The sequence below is a fragment of the Pseudomonas monsensis genome (genome assembly GCF_014268495.2).
Lineage (GTDB): Bacteria > Pseudomonadota > Gammaproteobacteria > Pseudomonadales > Pseudomonadaceae > Aquipseudomonas > Aquipseudomonas monsensis.
Genome location: NZ_CP077087.1, coordinates 6,219,771 through 6,238,852 on the forward strand (window position 1 = coordinate 6,219,771; position 19,082 = coordinate 6,238,852).

Here is a 19,082-nt window from a genome sequence, read left to right on the forward strand (position 1 = left end):
GCCTCACCACCACAGCCAGAATAATAAAGAGAACCTGATCGATGCCCGTACCCGACCCGTTCCGCGAAGGCCTCGCCCGTGGCTGGAAAACCTATAACGGCGCACAACTGACCGACGACCTGACGCTGCAAGCCGACGTCGCCATCATCGGCAGCGGCGCCGGTGGCGGCACCACCGCGGAAATCCTCAGCGCCGCCGGCTACAAGGTGCTGCTGATCGAAGAAGGCCCGCTGAAAACCAGCTCCGATTTCAAAATGCTCGAAGACCAGGCCTACAGCAGCCTGTATCAGGAAGGTATCGGCCGCATGAGCAAGGACGGCGCGATCACTATCCTCCAGGGCCGCGCGGTCGGCGGCACGACACTGATCAACTGGACCTCGAGCTTTCGTACCCCGGAACCGACCCTCGAGCACTGGGCCAAGGAACACAACGTCAAAGGCCACAGCCCTGCCGAGATGGCGCCGTGGTTCGAGAAAATGGAGCAACGTCTGGGTGTGGCACCCTGGAGGGTGCCACCCAACGCCAATAACGACGTGATCCGCAAGGGCTGCGAACAGCTCGGCTACAGCTGGCACGTGATTCCGCGCAACGTGCGCGGTTGCTGGAACCTTGGCTATTGCGGCATGGGCTGCCCGACCAACGCCAAACAGTCGATGATGGTCACCACCATTCCGGCGACCCTGGAAAAGGGCGGCGAGCTGCTCTACCTGGCTCGCGCGGAAAAACTGCTGATCAGCAGCGACAAGGTCTCCGGCCTGCAGTGCGTGGCGATGGACGAACGCTGCGTCGCACCGACCGGGCGCACCATTACGGTCAAGGCGCGGCATTACGTGCTGGCCGGCGGCGGCATCAACAGCCCGGCCCTACTCTTGCGCTCGGACGCGCCAGACCCGCATCAGCGCCTCGGCAAACGCACCTTCCTGCATCTGGTGAACATGTCCGCCGGGCGTTTCGACGAAGTGATCAACCCGTTCTACGGTGCGCCGCAGTCGATTTACTCGGATCATTTCCAGTGGAGGGACGGCACCAGCGGGCCGATGGGCTACAAACTCGAAGTGCCGCCGCTGCAGCCGGCGCTGGCGGCGACGTTGCTCGGCGGTTTCGGCACGCAGAATGCCGAACACATGGCTGATCTGCCGCACACCCACGCGATGCTGGCGCTGCTGCGCGACGGTTTCCACCCGGACAGCCCTGGCGGCAATGTCGAATTGCGCGGCGATGGCTCGCCGGTGCTCGACTATCAGGTCTCGCCTTACGCCTGGGAAGGCTTGCGCCGCGCCTTTCACAGCATGGCCGAGATCCAGTTTGCCGGCGGCGCGCAAGCGGTGATGCCGATGCACGCCGATGCGCGTTACGTGAAAACCCTGGCCGAGGCGCGCACCTTGATCGACGGTTTGAGCCTTGAGCTGTACCGCACACGCCTGGGCAGTGCCCACGTCATGGGTGGCTGCGCGATGGGCGAAGACCCGAAAAACGCAGTCACCGACAGCCTTGGCCGGCATCATCAACTGAGCAATCTGTCGATTCACGACGGCTCGTTGTTCCCCACCAGCATCGGCGCCAACCCGCAATTGTCGGTGTATGGACTGACTGCACAATTGGCGACGTCCCTCGCTGATCGGCTGAGAAATCCGTGAAAAAACCGGTTTATCGCGTCGTCTATAGTGCTTTCTTACCCAACAGGCGACTTGGCCGACCGGGACGGCTGCGATACCATCCGACTCCCCAACGGACTCCCGCCAGGACGACGCGATGAACCGAGTGTTGTACCCAGGTACCTTCGACCCTATTACCAAGGGCCATGGCGATCTGGTCGAACGCGCCTCGCGCCTGTTCGATCACGTGATCATCGCCGTCGCCGCCAGCCCCAAGAAAAACCCGCTGTTCCCGCTGGAACAACGGGTCGAACTGGCTCGCGAGGTCACCAAACACCTGCCGAACGTGGAAGTGGTCGGTTTCTCGACGCTGCTGGCGCATTTCGCCAAAGAGCAGAACGCCAATGTGTTCCTGCGTGGTCTGCGCGCGGTGTCGGACTTCGAATACGAATTCCAGCTGGCCAACATGAACCGCCAATTGGCGCCGGACGTCGAGAGCCTGTTTCTCACACCGTCCGAGCGTTATTCGTTCATTTCCTCGACGCTGGTGCGGGAAATCGCTGCGCTGGGCGGTGATATCAGCAAGTTCGTCCACCCGGCCGTGGCCGACGCCCTGACCCTGCGCTTCAAGAAGTAACGACCGTTCAAACGGCGCCCGCGTGCACTGCGGGCGCCAATGCGGCACAATTGCGCGCATTGATTATTGCGCCCGGGCCTGCCGCCCCGGCTGGAGTTAGCATGTCCCTGATCATCACCGACGATTGCATCAACTGCGACGTCTGCGAACCCGAGTGCCCGAACGCCGCCATTTCCCAAGGCGAAGAGATCTATGTGATCGACCCGAACCTGTGCACACAGTGCGTTGGCCACTACGACGAGCCGCAGTGCCAGCAGGTCTGCCCGGTGGATTGCATACCGCTGGACGAAGCCCATCCGGAGACTAAAGAAGAGTTGATGGAGAAGTACCGCAAGATTACCGGCAAGGCCTGAGTTCTTCAGCGCCGCTGGCGACGCCATCGCGGGCAAGCCCGCTCCCACAGGGTTCTGTGGTGGAACAAAAATTGTGTGAACACCAAAACCTTGTGGGAGCGGGCTTGCCCGCGATGAGGCCATCGGCAACACCGCAAAACCCGGATCAGCTTACTCGCGCTGCTCAAAGCCCTCCCCGACACACCCCAGACACCGCACAAACGCTGCCCTCGCCGGGTCAACCACCAGCGCCTGCCCTGCCTCGCCAATTCCGCCACCCAGCGCGGTAAACGGCAACGACACCACAAACGCCCCCGCACCGATTACCGTCGCCACCACCAGCAAAGGTCGGGCGATCAGCAAGTCGCCAAGCATGGCGTAGGCCGGTGGGTTCTGGATGGTGTAACGCGGATCACCGCTGCCGGTTTCCGTGGCCTGGACAGCCAGACTGGAACACAGCAGCAGTGCGGCACAGAGGACTTGCAGGGATTTCATGGCACGATCCTTCGGGCTAGGCAGTGAGACAACTCACTATAGACCGTAGGATGTTTTCGAACGGTTTACCTCAGCTCTGACAGCGCGGGCAGAACACACTGGCGCGCTGACCGAGCTTCACTTCCCGCAGGCCGGTGCCGCAGACCTTGCAGTGTTCACCGCCACGACCATAAACAAACAGCTCCTGCTGGAAGTACCCCGGTTGCCCGTCACCGCCAATGAAGTCACGCAACGTGGTGCCGCCGCGCTCGATGGCGGCGGCGAGGATGCGTTTGATCTCGATCGCCAGTTTCAGATAACGCGCCCGCGAGATGCTCTTGGCTTCGCGGCGTGGATCGATGCCGGCAGCGAACAGCGCTTCGGTCGCGTAAATGTTGCCGACCCCGACCACCACCGCGTTGTCCATGATGAACGGTTTGACCGCCATCGAACGCCCGCGCGACAGCTGGAACAGGCGCTCGCCGTCGAACAGATCGGTCAATGGCTCCGGCCCGAGGCGAATCAGCAGTTCATGATTGAGCGGATCGGTGCTCCACAGCATTGCACCGAAGCGTCGCGGATCGGTGTAGCGCAAGGCCAGCCCGGATTCCAGCTCGATATCGACATGCTCATGCTTGAGCGCCGGCAAGCCGACCTCGACCAGACGCAGGTTGCCCGACATGCCCAAATGACTGATCAACGTACCGACTTCGGCGTTGATCAACAGGTACTTGGCGCGCCGCTCGACCAGCACGATGCGCTGCCCGGACAGGCGCACATCGAGGTCTTCGGGGATTGGCCAGCGCAGCCGGCGGTCACGCACGATGACCCGGCTGACCCGCTGGCCTTCCAGGTGGGGGGCAATGCCCCGGCGGGTGGTTTCGACTTCCGGCAGTTCAGGCATGGCGTCCTCGGATCAATGCGCGCCGAGGTCGCGAATCGTTTGTTTGAGCGTTTCGAAGTCGTAGTCCGACAGGCCGACGTAATCGAGAACCAGCGCACCGATGCTGTTCCACTCCTGGTCTTCGGCCTGGTTGCCGAGCACCCGGTACGACGCGCAGATGTGCTCGGCCATTTTCAGGATCGCCAGCAGATTCTTCATCTGGCTGTTGCGCGAGGACTCGTCGCTGAAGATCGCCAATGCATTGTGGTGATTGGCAATCGCCGAACTGACGTGCTCCGGCAGACGCCACGACTTGGCGGTGTAATAACCGACCACCGAGTGATTGGTGTTGAACTCGGCATTTTCGGTGTCCACCACGCGGCACTCGGCGCTGGCATTGGCGTAAGCCTTTTCCAGCACCGACATGTAGTTGGGGAAGCGTTGCAGCATCAATGGCACGCCACAATCGTGGAACAGGCCCAATGCATAAGCCTCGTCGCCAGCCTGGGTGCCCACACGCTTGGCCAGGGTCAGGCAGGTCATGGCCACGTCCTGGGCAGTGTCCCAGAAACGGTTGAGGGTGACGATGGTGTCGTCGTTCATCTCGCCCTTGATCGACTGCGCGTTGATCAGGTTGATGATCGAACGACTGCCCAACAGGTTCACCGCGCGCTGGATCGAGGTGATCTTGTTGCTCAGGCCGTAATAAGGTGAATTGACGATTTTCAGCAGAGAACCGGACAGGCCGGGATCCTGGGCGATCAGCTTGGCGATCACCTCCAGGTCCGGGTCGGGCATGTACTGCTCCATTTGCAGATCCACCATGATCTGCGGCTGCGCCGGCACACTGATGCCTTGCAGGGATTGTTGAATCTGTTCGGTGGTCAGCTCTTGGGACATAAGTACACACTCTGGGACAGGCGGCGATTCTAACCTCTAAAAACCGCTCGACGACACACCAGTGGGCAATTGTCAGGAACTTTCATTCTCGCCCCGGCTTCGGAGTCTGTAAGGCCCGATGGACGATTGCAGTCCATTGCGGCGGCAATTTCCCGACGATTCAGGAGCTTAACGATGGCTACTTCTCTCAACGGCAAACGCGTCGCCATTTTGGTAACAGACGGTTTCGAACAGGTCGAACTGACCGGCCCCAAGCAGGCCCTGGAACAGGCTGGTGCTCAGGTCGACATCCTTTCCGCCGAGGCCGGCAAGGTCAAAGGCTGGAACCACGACAAACCGGCGGACGACTTTAAAGTCGACCAGACGTTTCAAGGCGCCAGCAGCGAACAGTACGACGCGATCGTCCTGCCGGGCGGCGTGCAGAACTCCGACACCATTCGTATCGACCAGGACGCCCAGCATCTGGTCAAGACCGGCGCCTCCGCCGGCAAGCCGATCGCGGTGATCTGCCATGGCGGCTGGTTGCTGATTTCCGCCGGGCTGGTCAACGGCAAGACCATGACCAGCTACAAGACGCTCAAGGATGACCTGGTGAATGCCGGGGCCAACTGGGTCGATAAAGAAGTGATCAAGGACGGTCACCTGATCAGCAGCCGTCAGCCGGATGATATTCCGGCGTTCAACAAGGAGCTGATCAACGCGCTGTCTGCGTAGCTCTCAGGACTGCCTTCGCGAGCAAGCTCGCTCCCACACTGGTCTGTGCCGGTCATAAATCCCCTGTGGGAGCGAACTTGCTCGCGAAGAGGCCATCTGCGTTTCATCGCACTCCAATCCCGGCACCAGCCCCAACACGGTATACTCCCGCTCTTTTTTCCGGAGCGACGTCATGTCCCTGCCTAGCTTGCGCCTCAAAGCCAACGCCGACCGTCGCCTGCGCGCCGGCCATCTGTGGGTCTACAGTAACGAAATCGACGTGGCGGCCACGCCACTGCACGGTTTCAATGCGGGCGACCAGGCCATCCTCGAAGCCGCCGGTGGCAAGCCGTTGGGCATCGTTGCGATGAGCCCGAACAACCTGATTTGCGCGCGCCTGCTGTCGCGCGACATCAAGGTTGCCCTGGACAAGTCGTTGCTGGTGCATCGCCTGAACGTCGCCTTGTCGCTGCGCGAGCGCCTGTTCGACAAGCCGTTCTACCGTCTGGTCTACGGTGATTCAGACCTGCTGCCAGGCCTGGTCGTTGATCGTTTCGGCGACATTCTTGTGGTGCAGATCGCCTCGGCGACCATGGAAGCGCATAAAGATGACGTGATCGCGGCCCTGACCCAGGTCCTCAAGCCAAGCGGCATCCTGTTCAAGAACGACTCCGCTGCCCGCGATGCCGAAGGCCTCAACCGCTACGTCGAAACCGTGTTCGGCCTGGTGCCGGAATGGGTTGCGCTGGAAGAGAACGGCGTGAAGTTCGAAGCCCCCGTCATTCAAGGTCAGAAAACCGGCTGGTTCTACGACCACCGCATGAACCGCGCACGCCTGGCCCCCTACGCCAAAGGCAAACGCGTGCTCGACCTTTATAGCTACATCGGTGGCTGGGGCGTGCAGGCGGCCGCATTCGGCGCCAGCGAAGTGTTCTGCGTCGATGCTTCGGCGTTCGCCCTCGACGGTGTCGAGCGCAACGCTGCGCTGAACGGCTTCGCCGACAAGATGACCTGCATCGAAGGCGATGTCTTCGAAGCCCTGAAAGAACTCAAGGCCAGCGAAGAGCGCTTTGACGTGATCGTTGCCGATCCACCGGCCTTCATCAAACGCAAGAAAGACATGAAAAACGGCGAAGGCGCCTACCGTCGTCTGAACGAGCAAGCCATGCGCCTGCTCAACAAGGACGGCATCCTCGTCAGCGCTTCGTGCTCGATGCACCTGCCGGAAGACGACCTGCAGAACATCCTGCTGACCAGCGCCCGTCACCTGGATCGCAACATCCAGTTGCTGGAACGTGGCGGTCAGGGGCCGGATCACCCGGTACACCCGGCCATCGCCGAAACCCGCTATATCAAGAGCATCACCTGCCGTCTGCTGCCAAACAGCTGATCGACACCGGGGAGCCAACAGGCTCCCCGTTTACTTTATGCCGTTCTCCGGCACTCTTTCCGCGAGTGCTGTCCATCCTCGACACTCGCGACTTCCTACATTTTCTTTCCTGAATACATGCAGGACATTTCCTTACGTCTTTTAATTATTAAAAAACACCCTACAACTCTAATCCTCGCTAAAGATCGCTCCGACAAAATTACTGGAATATTCCTACTTAATATCCTCTTGCGAATAATCCATTACAAACTATTATGAAGTTGTCACCACGAGGTGACTTAACTAAATCGAACAAGGAGTTCACATCATGAAAAGTATTTCTCTGGAAACAAACAAACTCGCAAACCTGGCTTTTCTGGTTGCCCATAAAACCCGCTAAGTAAGTCAGGACGCCGGGAAGTGCCGGCACCCGGCGTCCTTATCGTTTTTATCCAGAGTGAAGCCACTTCATGCACATCAATCCTTACCTGTTTATATTGCCGCGCTCACCCGGGCAAATAGTCTGGAACTACAAAGACCATACCCAGCACGAACTTGATCTTGATTATTCCTCGCGCCTCGCCCAACTAATAAGCAACCCCAACCTGTTCGACGCGCAAAACATAATAGACACACAACTATTAAATGCGGGCATTCTATCCGTATCAAAAACAGACAGCCCAACATGGGGCTGGGATGAACTGTCAAAGATTTATCATATCGGCACTCAGAATATTCCCTGCGAACACACACCTCGGAATATTGATGAATGGGCCAGACAGTATCTGGCGCACTGCGATGACGTTTTGGCCACCCCGGCACCGGCGGCGGCCCGTCCGGAGTCTGGAACCGGGCAACGCATTGCCTTGCCCGCTCGGAATGTCTTGAGCAACGACAGTCTGGCGAACGCATTGCTGCGGCGTAAAACCTGCCGCACCTTTACCGGCGCAGCCATGACACTGAATGATGTCGGCACATTGCTGTACCTTTCCCTTGGCTATCTCAACGAGCGCGGGGAAGACGAGGACGACACCGTCGCCCAAGGTCTCGACGCACGCCGGAGCAGCCCTTCCGGCGGAGGTCTGAATGCGTGTGAAGGTTTTCTGCTGGTACAGAATGTCGAAGGCCTGACTCCCGGCCTGTATGCCTATGACCCCGCCGAGCACAGCCTGCGTTTTGTCAATCCACTGCCTGAAGCGGCACTGGGCGACCTGCTCGGTGGCCAGCACTTCATCAATAACCTGCCACTGGGATTGTTCATCACGGCGCGATTCGATCGGCTCTGGTGGAAATATGGACACTCGCGCGCCTATCGCATGGCATTCATTGAAGCCGGCCATCTGTCACAAACCTTTCAATTGGTCGCCACGGCATCAGGTTTCAATACCTGGCTGACCGGTGCGTTTGCAGACGCCCAGGTCGAAACGCTGCTCAACCTCGTGGGCAGTGCCGAACAACCGCTGTTTTTTGTCGGCTGCGGTAAAAGCGACGGCCAGGTGATGTGTGAAGAAATGCGCACGCTTTTGCGCGAGGTGCAGGCATGACGCTGCTCATTGCCGATCCGCACGAGGCACCCGTGTCATGGGCACTCAAATTCACCCTCGGAGACTGGGAGAACCGGGCTTCGGTGCGCAGCAGCACTCACGACTACCGACTGCCGGAAGACGTGCAGCAACAGTTGCAGAGCCGCCACTGGTTTCCACCGGCCTTCCTGCCGTATCTGGCACACCCCGCGATCAAGGCGGCAGGACGCGAAACGTTGCACCGGTTGACCGCCAGCCATCTGGTGCACTTTCTCGATTACACCACGCTGCTCGAGCACCGCATCGTCAATCGTGCGGTGGAGGTGATCGTGCACCGGGAATTGCCGGTCTACGTACCTCAGGCGATGAAACACGCGGCGCTGCAGCTCTACACCGACGAGGGTTATCACGCGCTGTTCTCCAACCGTCTGGCGGAGCAGATCGCCGGGGTCTACGGGTTCAGCGCACGCCCCGTGATGCCGCAACGGATCACCCGCATGAACGCACTGATCGCCCGCACACCGCAGAAGCACCGCGCACTGGCATGGCTGCTGCTCGGTTTCGTCTCGGAAACCATCATTGCCCGGGAGTTGCTGGACGTTTGCCGCGACAGTCTGGTGTCCAGCGTCAGCGACATGCTGCGTGACCACCTGGCCGACGAAGCCCGCCACAGTCGCTACTTTGCCGAAGTGTTCCACTACGTCTGGCTGTCGATGAACAGTCGCCAGCGCGCATTCGCCAGCAAAACGTTGCTGGAGATCATCGGGATGTTCTTCGAGACCGATGAACCCTGGCTGCGACAGAGCCTGCGCGATGCCGGCATCGCCGACCGCGACGTAACCCTGATTGTCAGTGGCCTGGCCACGGCGCAGGCCAGTCGTGCACGTGCACGCTCAGGCTGCGTGGCGACCCTGGATGCACTGCGCAAAGCCGGTTTTTTTGCGCTGCCCCATAACCAGACACTTTTTGCCAAGGCAGGACTGATCGATGACTGAAGGCACATCCGTGGTCACCTCTCGCCAGCGTCGCGGGGCTGTCGGCCTATTGCTGGCGATGGTACTGCTCGGCGTATTTCCCCTGGACGTTCTGCTGCCATCATTCCCGGCACTGGCGGCGCACTTTAGCCGGACGCCGGCGGACATCGCACTGTCGATCAGCCTGTTTGCCGTGGGAATCGCGTTTGCGCAGCTATTGATCGGCCCGCTGTCCGACAGGATCGGGCGCAAGGGCTTGCTGCTCAGCGGCCTGGGCGTGTCGATGCTCGGCGCCATCGGTTGCGTGATGACCGCAGATTATTCGTTGTTCCTGATTTTCCGGGTGATGCAAGCCTTGGGCTGCGGTTGTTTCGTGTTATCTCAGGCCCTGGTTCAGGATCTGTTCGAAGGCGAGCAACGGGATCGCTTGAGAATCCTGATGGTCACGGCCACCGGTATCTTCATTTCGCTCTCGCCGCTGGCCGGCGCCTTCCTGCAGGCCACCCTTGGCTGGCGCGGCAGCTTCTGGGTGTTCACCGCGCTGTCGGCACTGGTGATGATCAAGGCCTGGCTGTTTCTGGACAGCGGTCGCCCGACGTCCAGCGCAGCACACCTTGGTTTTGTCAGGGCTTACCGGCGAGTGCTGAGCGATTTCGAGTTTGTCAGCTACTGGCTGATCTCGGCATTCGCCTTCGCCTGTCACTTCTCGTTCATCGTGATTTCGCCGCTGATTTTCATGGATCAGTTGCAACTGACGACTTATGACTTTTCCCTGATTCTGCTGATCTACGGCGCGGCGTATGTGTTCGGTGGTATCGCGGCCACGCTTTTGAGCCGACGGATCAATGCGCGACAACAGATCGTCGCCGGATTGAGCCTGATCCTGTTGGCGGGGCTGGTGATGCTGTTTCTGGCGCAGCACTTCGCGCGCTCGCCGGCCACGGTGCTGATTCCGATGCTGATCTGCACCGCCGGCACCACCATTGCGCGCCCGGCCGCCACCTCGCGAGCCATGGCCCTGTTCCCGGAAATAGCCGGGACATCGGCCTCGGCCGGCAGCACGATCATCTTCGTGTGTGGCGGGTTGATCAGCGCGCTGATCAGCCTGAGTCCGAGCAACCTGCAAGCGACCCTCGGCTACTGTTTTGTCCTGCTCAGTGGCATCGCACTGGCGTTGAACAGGCGGATCAGCCGTCGCGCCAGAGTGCTCGACCGCAGTGCCATCACCTCCACGGGCGGCGATTGAGCCTGCCGGTCGTCATGCCACACGCACCGTCGGCACTGGAACAATGCTTTGCGCCATTCCCTCCGGACGCCAGCGGTGTAGAATCGGCTGATTCATCGCCATTCATCCCCCGGCGGGTTTATGAGCTCAGGCTGAGACCAGCGGCGATCCCGCAACGTCATCGGCAACTTCACGGACACACGGCCATTTCTGAGTGTTCCAGACGTCAATAGAAGCTCACTCCCCTTTGATACCTGATTAGCCGCCCGGAGTGCTCCATGCCAGATTACCGCTCGAAAACATCCACCCACGGCCGCAACATGGCCGGCGCCCGCGCACTGTGGCGCGCCACCGGGATGAAAGATGACGACTTCAAGAAGCCGATCATCGCCATTGCCAACTCCTTCACCCAGTTCGTGCCAGGCCACGTGCACCTCAAAGACCTCGGTCAACTGGTGGCCCGTGAAATCGAACGCGCCGGTGGCGTCGCGAAAGAATTCAACACCATCGCCGTCGACGACGGCATCGCCATGGGCCACGACGGCATGCTCTATTCGCTGCCGAGCCGCGAGATCATCGCCGACTCCGTCGAGTACATGGTCAACGCCCACTGTGCCGACGCCATCGTCTGCATCTCCAACTGCGACAAGATCACCCCGGGCATGCTGATGGCCGCTTTGCGCCTGAACATTCCGGTGATCTTCGTATCCGGCGGTCCGATGGAAGCCGGCAAGACCAAACTCGCCTCCCACGGCCTCGACCTGGTCGACGCCATGGTGATCGCCGCCGACTCCAGCGCTTCTGACGAGAAAGTCGCCGAGTACGAACGCAGCGCATGCCCGACCTGCGGTTCGTGCTCCGGCATGTTCACCGCCAACTCGATGAACTGCCTGACCGAAGCCCTGGGCCTCGCGCTGCCAGGCAATGGTTCGACCCTGGCCACCCACAGCGACCGCGAACAGCTGTTCCTGCAGGCCGGCCGCACCATTGTCGAGCTGTGCAAGCGTTACTACGGCGAGAACGACGAATCCGTGCTGCCGCGCAACATCGCCAACTTCAAGGCGTTCGAGAACGCGATGATGCTCGACATCGCCATGGGTGGGTCGACCAACACCATCCTGCACCTGCTCGCTGCCGCCCAGGAAGCCGAAATCGATTTCGACCTGCGCGACATCGACCGTCTCTCGCGCAGCGTTCCACAGCTGTGCAAAGTCGCGCCAAACATCCAGAAGTACCACATGGAAGACGTGCACCGCGCTGGCGGCATCTTCAGCATCCTCGGTTCGCTGGCCCGTGGTGGCCTGCTGCACACCGACCTGCCGACCGTGCACAGTCGCAGCATGGAAGAAGCCATCGCCAAGTGGGACATCACCCAGACCACCGATGAAGCGGTGCACCACTTCTTCAAGGCCGGTCCTGCGGGCATTCCGACGCAAACCGCGTTCAGCCAGTCGACCCGTTGGGAAACCCTGGATGACGACCGGGAAAACGGCTGCATCCGTAGCTTCGAGCACGCCTATTCCAAAGAAGGTGGCCTGGCCGTGCTGTACGGCAACATCGCCCTCGACGGTTGCGTGGTGAAAACCGCCGGCGTCGATGAGTCGATCCACGTCTTCGAAGGCAACGCGAAGATCTTCGAAAGCCAGGACAGCGCGGTGCGCGGCATCCTCGCCGACGAAGTGAAGGAAGGCGACATCGTCATCATTCGCTACGAAGGCCCGAAAGGCGGCCCGGGCATGCAGGAAATGCTCTACCCGACGTCGTACCTGAAGTCCAAAGGCCTGGGCAAAGCCTGTGCGCTGCTGACCGACGGTCGTTTCTCCGGCGGTACTTCCGGTCTGTCGATCGGCCACGCTTCGCCAGAGGCTGCGGCCGGTGGCGCGATCGGTCTGGTGCAGGACGGCGACAAAGTGCTGATCGACATTCCGAACCGCTCGATCAACCTGTTGGTCAGCGATGAAGAACTGGCTGCGCGCCGGGTCGAGCAGGACAAGAAAGGCTGGAAACCGGTCGAGCAGCGTCCACGCAAAGTGACCACTGCGCTGAAGGCCTACGCCCTGCTGGCGACCAGCGCCGACAAGGGTGCGGTGCGTAACAAGGCGATGCTCGACGGGATCTAAAAAAGCTCAAAGCAGCGAGCTACAAGCGGCAAGAAAGAGCAACGCGGCTCTTACTTGCAGCTTGCGGCTCCCCGCTATCAGCTGCTTTTATTGGATGTCTTCAGGCTTGACGATCACCCAGTTCTTGTCCGCCGTCACCGGCAAGCCTTCCTTGGCCTGCGCCGCGGCGTGCTTGGCCATCATGCCGTTGAGCTGAGTCATGTATTTGTCCTTGCGGTTGACCCACAGGTGGATACCGCCCTTGGCCACATCCACATCGTGGAACAGCATGTAGCCGTCGCTGCTCGGGGTGTCGCCGCCCACCAGTACCGGTTTTTTCCACTCGTCGATGTAGGTCAGGATCGCCGCGTGTTTGCCGGCCATCCAGGTCGCTGGGGTCCACAGGTACGGGGTGAGTTCGAGGCCGAGGTTGGCCTTCTCGTCATACTTGCCGGCGGTGATCTGCTTGCGCGCAGTGGTCAGCTCGCCGGTTTCGCGATTCTTCAGCAACGTGGTCACGCCGATGACGTTCTGCGGTTTGACGTTGTAGCCATACTTCGGATCGGCCGCGACCATCCGCACCAGTTCTTCGGAAGCGGCGGTCATCACGTAGACCTCGATGCCGTTCTCCATCAGCTTGTTGTACAACTCAGCCTGACCGGTAAAGACTTTCGGCGGATTAACGTCGAGTTTCTTCACCACATCGCCTTCGTAATAAGTCGCCGGCACCGGTTTGCCCGAAGCCATCAGCTCATCGACGTAGCCCTTCAGCTCTTTGAGGGTGAAGCCGGAGAACACCTGCGCCACCCACGGGTAGCAGACCATGTCGTCGACTTCGCACAGGCGATAGTAGTAACTGAACAGGCTTTCCTTGTGGTCGGCGGTGTCCTTGAACGGCATCAGTTTCAGCGAAGGATCGAGCTTGTCGCGAGTGATCAGCCCCTTGTTTTCCATGAACGGCAACAACGACTCTTCGAGGTCGTAGCGGTAACTGGTGTTGTCCATGTCGAACACCGCGTAGTTACCCTTGTTGGCGTTGGCCGCGATCATCGCGTCCAGTGCCTTGGCCTGATCCGCCGGCCAGTGCTTCAGATCGGTGGCGAATGCGTGAGCGGCCAAGCCCAATCCAAGAACCACAGCGAGCATTTTCGGTGCGAACTTCATCGGCGTTTTCTCCCTGACTGAAAGACATCGACGCTAACAAATAAGTGTGACAGTCCTCGTCTGTCAGCGACCGCTTACGTCTCCTCAACGCCAGTTGCATTGCCGAGAGCGACAGTGGCTTATTCCAAAAACGACGGACGACCTGCGATTTCGGTATTAATTCATTGGAAATCAAACTGTTAGGCTTGCCGGTTCGCAGTTGCTCAAGAATGCGACTGGCACAAGTCTTATCGGAGTCTTCATGAATCTGCCGCTGATCCTCAATCTGCTGGTGTTCCTCGCCCTGCTCTTCGGTCTGGCGCAAACCCGCCACACCACGTGGAGCCTGGCGAAAAAAGTCCTGCTCGCGCTGGGTCTGGGCGTGGCGTTCGGCGTTGCGCTGCACAGCGTTTACGGCGCCGGCAATCCGGTGCTGAAAGCCTCGATCGGCTGGTTCGATCTGGTGGGCAACGGTTACGTGCAGTTGCTGCAAATGATCGTGATCCCGCTGGTATTCGCCTCGATCCTCAGCGCGGTGGCGCGTCTGCACAACGCCTCGTCGCTGGGCAAGATCAGCTTCCTGACCATCGGCACCCTGCTGTTCACCACCGCGATTGCGGCGCTGATCGGTATCGGCCTGACCAACCTGTTCGGCCTCACCGCCGAAGGCCTGGTTGCCGGCACTCAGGAGATGGCCCGCCTGCAAACCATTCAAACCGACTATGCCGGCAAGGTCGCCGACCTGAATGTGCCGCAACTGCTGCTGTCGTTCATTCCGCAGAACCCGTTCGCCGACCTGGCTCGGGCCAAACCGACCTCGATCATCAGCGTGGTGATTTTTGCTGCGTTCCTCGGCGTGGCGGCGCTGCAACTGCTCAAGGATGACGTCGAGAAAGGTCAGAAAGTGATCAACGCCATCGACACCCTGCAAGCCTGGGTGATGCGTCTGGTGCGTCTGGTGATGAAGCTGACCCCGTATGGCGTCCTGGCGCTGATGACCAAAGTGGTCGCCAGTTCCAACCTGCAGGACATCATCAAGCTCGGCAGTTTCGTCGTGGTCTCGTACCTCGGCCTCGGCCTGATGTTCGTGGTCCACGGTTTGCTGGTGTCGGCCGCCGGGATCAACCCGCTACGCTTCTTCCGCAAGATCTGGCCGGTGCTGACCTTCGCATTCACCAGCCGCTCCAGCGCGGCGAGCATTCCGCTGAGCATCGAAGCGCAGACCCGTCGTCTGGGTATTCCGCAGTCGGTGGCCAGTTTCGCCGCCTCGTTCGGCGCAACCATCGGCCAGAACGGTTGCGCCGGTCTGTACCCGGCGATGTTGGCGGTGATGGTTGCGCCAACCGTGGGCATCAATCCGCTGGATCCGCTGTGGATCGCGACGCTGGTGGCGATTGTGACCCTGAGCTCGGCCGGTGTGGCCGGTGTGGGCGGCGGCGCGACGTTTGCCGCGCTGATCGTGCTGCCGGCGATGGGCTTGCCGGTGTCTCTGGTAGCGTTGCTGATTTCGGTTGAGCCGCTGATCGACATGGGTCGTACGGCGTTGAACGTGAGTGGCTCGATCACCGCAGGCGCGATTACCAGTCAGGTGATGCAGCAGACAGATAAAGCGCTGCTGGATGCGGATGAGCATGCGGCGCTAGCGAGCTAGCCAGCTGCAAGCTGCAAGCTGCAAGCTGCAAGCTGCAAGCTGCAAGCTGCAAGAAGAGCATTCCCGCTTTCACTTGTGGCTTGCAGCTCGAAGCTTGAAGCTATCTTTTCTCCCAGACTTCGAAGTTGTACGCGGGCTTGTCACCCTCCGCCGGATTCGGCACATTCGACACCAGCGTCCACTGGTTCAGATCGAACTCCGGAAACCACGCGTCGCCTTCCGGGCTCAGCGCCACACGGGTCAGGTACAGACGATCGGCCTGCGCCAGCCCTTGCGCATACAACTGCGCACCGCCAATCAGCATCAGCTCATCGACGCCCTGCGCTTTCGCCCATTCCTCGGCGCGAACCACCGCAGCTTCCAGCGACGGATAGACCTCTGCCCCCTCCAGCACCAGGTCGGCCTGACGGCTGACCACGATGTTCAAGCGGCCCGGCAGCGGACGACCGAGCGAATCCCAGGTCTTGCGGCCCATGATGATCGGCTTGCCGAGGGTCGTGGCCTTGAAGTATTTGAAGTCCCCCGGCAGGTGCCAGGGCATGCTGTTGTCGACGCCGATCACGCGGTTTTCACCGAGGGCTGCGATCAGGCTGAGGGGGAGTGATTTAGTCATGCCGGCGAGGATACCAGAGCCTCGCTTGACCCGATAAGCGCCACAGCGGTTATGCTCACGGCTCAATTGAGCAACGGAATGGCGCGTGACTGAACTGACTCCCCTGCAAAACCTCTGGCTGAGCGAAACCATCCGCCTGCGCGAAGAACACGCCGGGCCGCTGGAGGATCTGGAAGCCAATCGTCTGGCCCGCGCGGCCGGCGGCGATCTGCCGAGCCGCATTCAACGCCGGGCGTTGTGGCTGGCCGAGCGTGACGGGCTGAGCGCTGCGCTCACTCACTGGCTGCAAGGCGCACGCCTGGCGCTGGTACTGCTGCTGATCTTCGCAGTGCTCAGCGGTGCCGGTCTGGCCTTCGCCGCGTTGAGCCAGACACCGGTCAATGTGTTCTGGGCCTTGGGCAGTCTGCTCGGGTTGAACGTGATTCTGCTGCTGAGCTGGGCGTTGGGGTTGATCTTTGCCGGCGAACACGGCGCCACCCTTGGCCGCTTGTGGTTGTGGCTCAGCGAAAAATTCGCCCGGGATGCCAAAGCCGCGCAACTGGCGCCGGCTCTGCTGTTGATGCTGCAACGCAAAAAACTCAACCGCTGGGCCCTCGGCACCTTGGTCAACGGTTTGTGGCTGCTGGCGATGCTCAGCGCGCTGGTGCTGCTGCTGACGCTGATGGCCACCCGGCGCTACGGCTTCGTCTGGGAAACCACCATTCTCAGCGCTGACACTTTCATCAACATGACCCAGGCCCTCGGCGCGCTGCCGGCGCTGCTCGGTTTCAACGTGCCGAGCGTGGAGATGATCCGCGCCAGCGGCGACGCCGCGCTGGACATCGAAAGTGCGCGACAGGCCTGGGCGACCTGGCTGGTGGGCGTGCTGGTGGTCTACGGTGTGCTGCCGCGCCTGCTGCTGGCCGTGTTCTGTTTCTGGCGCTGGAGCCGTGGCAAAGCCGCGCTGAGCCTGGACCTGAAGCTGCCCGGCTACGCCCAGTTGCGCGAACGCCTGATGCCGACCAGCGAACGCCTTGGCATCAACGACGCGGCGCCGGAACAATTGCATCGGGTCGAAAGCCACGTCAGCGAACACGCCAGCGACGGCGCCCTGCTGGTGGCCATCGAACTCGACGACCAGCGCCCGTGGCCACCGGCCCTGCCAAAAACCGTAAGCAACGCCGGCATCCTCGACAGCCGTGAATCGCGCAACAAACTCCTCGAGCAACTCAGCCGCTTCCCCCCGGCACGCCTGCTGATCGCCTGCGATCCACGGCGCTCGCCGGATCGCGGCAGCCTCGCGTTGATTGCCGAACTGGCACGCAACGCCAGCGCCACCCGCGTCTGGTTGCTGCAAGCGCCGCCCGGTGAAGCGCTGGACAGCGCCCGCCTCGGCGACTGGCACGTGGCGCTGCAACAGCTTGAGCTGCCGTTCGCCGATTGCGCACCGTTGAACTGGCTGGAGAACGGTCATGACTGATGCTCGCAAAGCGCCGCTGAAACTCGCGGTGGTCGGCCACACCAACGTCGGCAAGACCTCGCTGTTGCGCACCCTGACCCGCGACGTCGGTTTCGGCGAAGTCTCGCATCGGCCGAGCACCACTCGGCATGTCGAGGGTGCGCGGTTGTCGGTGGACGGCGAGCCGTTGCTCGATCTCTACGACACACCGGGACTGGAAGACGCCATCGCCCTGCTGGATTTCCTCGAACGCCTGGAACGCCCCGGCGAACGCCTCGACGGGCCGGCGCGCCTGACACGGTTTCTCGACGGCAGCGAGGCACGCCAGCGTTTCGAACAGGAAGCGAAAGTGCTGCGGCAATTGCTCGCCTCCGACGCCGGACTCTATGTGATCGACGCCCGCGAACCGGTTTTGGCCAAATACCGCGACGAACTGGAAGTGCTCGCCAGTTGTGGCAAGCCGCTGCTGCCGGTGCTGAATTTCGTCAGCAGCGCCAACCATCGCGAGCCGGACTGGCGCGAAGCGTTGGCGCGGCTCGGCCTGCATGCGCTGGTGCGCTTCGACAGCGTTGCACCGCCGGAGGACGGCGAGCGGCGGCTGTATGAAAGCCTCGCATTGCTACTGGAAAATGCTCGTCCGCAACTGGAACGACTGATCGCCGATCAACAGGCCCAGCGCCTCGCCCGCCAGCAAAGTGCGGCGCGTTTGATTGCCGAGTTGCTGATCGACTGCGCGGCGTGCCGGCGCAGTGTGGTCAGCGCCGCCGAACAGGAACAGCAAGCGATCAGCGAACTGCGCAAAGCCGTGCGTCAGCGTGAACAGAAGTGCGTCGAAGCGTTGCTCAGGCTCTACGCGTTTCGCCCGCAAGACGCAGCGGCCAGTGATCTGCCGTTGCTGGATGGGCGTTGGGGCGATGATTTGTTCAACCCGGAAACCTTGAAGCAACTGGGGGTTCGCGTCGGCGGCGGGATTGCGGCAGGCGCCGCGGCCGGGGCTGGTGTGGATTTGCTGGTGGGCGGGATTACGCTCGGTGCAGCCGCTTTGGCCGGCGCGATCGCTGGCGGCGCGCTGCAAACGGCGCGCAGTTATGGCAGTCGCTTGCTCGGCAAGATCAAGGGCCAGCGGGAATTGACCGTGGATGACGGCGTGTTGCGGCTGTTGGCGCTGCGTCAGCGGCAGCTGTTGCTGGCGCTCGATCAACGCGGACACGCGGCGATGGAGGCGGTTCAGGTCGCCACCCCGCAGGACAAGACTTGGCGCGAGGGCAAGCTGCCCGAGGCACTGAGCAAGGCACGGGCGCATCCGCAGTGGTCGTCGTTGAATCCGCATGCAAAGTTGAATCAGGCGGAAAGGCAGGAGCAGATTGAGGCGTTGGTGGGAAAGGTACTTGAGCTTTAGACGCCGACCCTCACCCCAGCCCTCTCCCGGAGGGAGAGGGGGCTGACAGTGGTGTTCTCGGGTCATACATCGACCTGAGACATCCAGTCGAACTCAGGTTTGAAAGGCATGAAGATCGGCTCCCTCTCCCTCCG

At 61.1% G+C, this 19,082-nt stretch carries 17 protein-coding genes; 12 read left to right on the plus strand and 5 right to left on the minus strand.

The genetic code is table 11. From position 1 onward, the window contains the following. The first annotated feature begins 41 nt into the window (after positions 1-41). From HV782_RS27555 to HV782_RS27565, 3 genes are all read left to right on the plus strand, one after another. A complete protein-coding gene (locus HV782_RS27555) occupies positions 42-1,637 on the plus strand; it encodes a GMC family oxidoreductase (RefSeq protein WP_186747109.1) in 1,596 nt (531 codons plus the stop codon). Between the two features lie 115 nt (positions 1,638-1,752). After that, complete coding sequence (coaD, locus tag HV782_RS27560) at positions 1,753-2,232, plus strand: pantetheine-phosphate adenylyltransferase (RefSeq protein WP_003229157.1); 480 nt, start codon at positions 1,753-1,755, stop codon at positions 2,230-2,232. A gap of 101 nt (positions 2,233-2,333) precedes the next feature. Beyond that, positions 2,334-2,585 carry a YfhL family 4Fe-4S dicluster ferredoxin gene (locus HV782_RS27565; RefSeq protein ID WP_186747107.1) on the plus strand — a complete coding sequence of 84 codons (252 nt, stop codon included), beginning with the start codon at positions 2,334-2,336 and terminating at the stop codon, positions 2,583-2,585. 150 nt (positions 2,586-2,735) lie between these two features. On the opposite strand, the gene HV782_RS27570 is transcribed toward HV782_RS27565, so the two are convergent. The 3 genes from HV782_RS27570 to HV782_RS27580 all read right to left on the minus strand — a co-directional run bounded on the left by HV782_RS27570 (position 2,736) and on the right by HV782_RS27580 (position 4,767). After that, positions 2,736-3,059, minus strand: coding sequence for a multidrug transporter (locus tag HV782_RS27570; protein WP_123469595.1), 324 nt, complete (start codon positions 3,057-3,059; stop codon positions 2,736-2,738). A gap of 70 nt (positions 3,060-3,129) precedes the next feature. Then, positions 3,130-3,942, minus strand: coding sequence for a bifunctional DNA-formamidopyrimidine glycosylase/DNA-(apurinic or apyrimidinic site) lyase (gene mutM, locus HV782_RS27575; protein WP_025112080.1), 813 nt, complete (start codon positions 3,940-3,942; stop codon positions 3,130-3,132). A gap of 12 nt (positions 3,943-3,954) precedes the next feature. Further along, positions 3,955-4,767, minus strand: a complete 813-nt coding sequence (locus HV782_RS27580; RefSeq protein WP_177490471.1) for an HDOD domain-containing protein — start codon at positions 4,765-4,767, stop codon at positions 3,955-3,957. Between the two features lie 228 nt (positions 4,768-4,995). Here HV782_RS27580 and HV782_RS27585 point away from each other — a divergent pair, with 228 nt between their 5' ends. The 6 genes from HV782_RS27585 to ilvD all read left to right on the plus strand — a co-directional run bounded on the left by HV782_RS27585 (position 4,996) and on the right by ilvD (position 12,725). After that, entirely contained in the window at positions 4,996-5,535 is a 540-nt protein-coding gene (locus HV782_RS27585; RefSeq protein WP_123469598.1) for a type 1 glutamine amidotransferase domain-containing protein, read from the plus strand. A 172-nt stretch (positions 5,536-5,707) separates the two neighbouring features. Beyond that, positions 5,708-6,904 (plus strand): class I SAM-dependent rRNA methyltransferase, encoded by a 1,197-nt coding sequence (locus tag HV782_RS27590; protein ID WP_093429813.1) that lies wholly within the window; start codon positions 5,708-5,710, stop codon positions 6,902-6,904. 449 nt (positions 6,905-7,353) lie between these two features. Then, the gene (locus HV782_RS27595; RefSeq protein ID WP_186747096.1) at positions 7,354-8,427 is read left to right on the plus strand and encodes a SagB family peptide dehydrogenase; all 1,074 of its coding nucleotides are present in this window, start codon (positions 7,354-7,356) and stop codon (positions 8,425-8,427) included. After that, positions 8,424-9,401 (plus strand): diiron oxygenase, encoded by a 978-nt coding sequence (locus tag HV782_RS27600; protein WP_123469601.1) that lies wholly within the window; start codon positions 8,424-8,426, stop codon positions 9,399-9,401. Before HV782_RS27595 ends, HV782_RS27600 begins: the two co-directional genes overlap by 4 nt. Further along, complete coding sequence (locus HV782_RS27605) at positions 9,394-10,626, plus strand: MFS transporter (RefSeq protein WP_186747086.1); 1,233 nt, start codon at positions 9,394-9,396, stop codon at positions 10,624-10,626. The genes HV782_RS27600 and HV782_RS27605 overlap by 8 nt, the downstream gene beginning before the upstream one ends. Positions 10,627-10,883: 257 nt before the next feature. Then, positions 10,884-12,725 carry a dihydroxy-acid dehydratase gene (gene ilvD / locus HV782_RS27610; RefSeq protein WP_186747084.1) on the plus strand — a complete coding sequence of 614 codons (1,842 nt, stop codon included), beginning with the start codon at positions 10,884-10,886 and terminating at the stop codon, positions 12,723-12,725. Between the two features lie 87 nt (positions 12,726-12,812). Here ilvD and HV782_RS27615 read toward each other — a convergent pair whose 3' ends face one another. Continuing rightward, the gene (locus tag HV782_RS27615) at positions 12,813-13,868 is read right to left on the minus strand and encodes an HAD family hydrolase (protein WP_128614393.1); all 1,056 of its coding nucleotides are present in this window, start codon (positions 13,866-13,868) and stop codon (positions 12,813-12,815) included. A gap of 241 nt (positions 13,869-14,109) precedes the next feature. Between HV782_RS27615 and HV782_RS27620 the strand changes: the two genes are divergently transcribed. Next, positions 14,110-15,498, plus strand: coding sequence for an L-cystine transporter (locus HV782_RS27620; protein WP_186747081.1), 1,389 nt, complete (start codon positions 14,110-14,112; stop codon positions 15,496-15,498). Positions 15,499-15,598: 100 nt separating this feature from the next. Here HV782_RS27620 and HV782_RS27625 read toward each other — a convergent pair whose 3' ends face one another. Then, on the minus strand, positions 15,599-16,111 hold the full coding sequence (locus HV782_RS27625) for a dihydrofolate reductase (RefSeq protein WP_186747079.1): 513 nt from the start codon (positions 16,109-16,111) through the stop codon (positions 15,599-15,601). Positions 16,112-16,196: 85 nt separating this feature from the next. Here HV782_RS27625 and HV782_RS27630 point away from each other — a divergent pair, with 85 nt between their 5' ends. Together HV782_RS27630 and HV782_RS27635 are read left to right on the plus strand one after the other, a co-directional pair. Then, complete coding sequence (locus HV782_RS27630; protein ID WP_186747077.1) at positions 16,197-17,570, plus strand: DUF2868 domain-containing protein; 1,374 nt, start codon at positions 16,197-16,199, stop codon at positions 17,568-17,570. After that, positions 17,563-18,948 carry a GTPase/DUF3482 domain-containing protein gene (locus HV782_RS27635; RefSeq protein ID WP_186747075.1) on the plus strand — a complete coding sequence of 462 codons (1,386 nt, stop codon included), beginning with the start codon at positions 17,563-17,565 and terminating at the stop codon, positions 18,946-18,948. Before HV782_RS27630 ends, HV782_RS27635 begins: the two co-directional genes overlap by 8 nt. The last annotated feature ends 134 nt before the right edge of the window (positions 18,949-19,082 follow it).